This window comes from Helicobacter sp. 11S02596-1 (assembly GCF_002272825.1).
Taxonomy (GTDB): Bacteria; Campylobacterota; Campylobacteria; order Campylobacterales; family Helicobacteraceae; genus Helicobacter_J.
Genome location: NZ_MLAM01000037.1, coordinates 1 through 750, shown reverse-complemented (window position 1 = coordinate 750; position 750 = coordinate 1). Strand labels below are relative to the sequence as shown.

The 750-nt window shown below is 44.4% G+C and carries 1 protein-coding gene; it reads left to right on the top strand.

Features of this window, described 5'->3' with window-relative positions; genetic code table 11:
* A partial coding sequence (locus BJI48_RS09530; RefSeq protein ID WP_180763113.1) for a hypothetical protein occupies positions 1-750 on the top strand: 750 nt, incomplete at both ends.

The following is a 750-nucleotide window of genomic DNA, read 5'->3' as shown; positions in this document are numbered from 1 at the left end:
CAAAGGCGATACGGGGGCGTATAATAATGGTGATACCAACTCTGCTATCCAATCCCTTGATCAAGGTGCTTCTACCACCCTCACCCTCAATTCTGGCGCTCTCCAAGATGGCAACATCACCAACCAAGTCGGTAAGATGACTATCAATCTCAATGGAGGCATACTCAATGGCAATGTTACGTGGTTGCCTGCAAGCGGCATTCCTCTTACTTCTGCCAGCACGACTATCACAGCTGATAACAATTCTACTATCATCGGCAATCTTAATGTAGGTCTTACAAACACTGATGGTTTTACAGGAACAGGCTATAACAAATCTGATGGAACAATCGACTTGGATGCGTTATATAAAGCCAATAACTCTCACTTCACCATCAATCTCACCCAATCCACATTACTAGGGAATATCAATACGATAGCTGCTGGGGCAATCACGGATGCAACTATCAAAGCAGGAGCAATGATGGGAGCAATCAATACACAAGATAATAACGCTGGCTTGCGTGTGAGTAATGTAACATTTAGTTCCTATGACGTCCCTGCTACCTCTAGTCCTGCTGGGGTTTCTTCTGGTTCTCCAAAATCTTCCACCCCCACGATTGATTTCAATGGTCATACCCTCTCTTCTAACACCCCCCAAGCTATCCAAGACTATCTGCGCCAAGCTGGTATTGGTTCATTTGTGGGGGATATCAATAATGAATCTCACACATCTTTTACCAACATCGATTTCAAAGACGCCCTCTATCT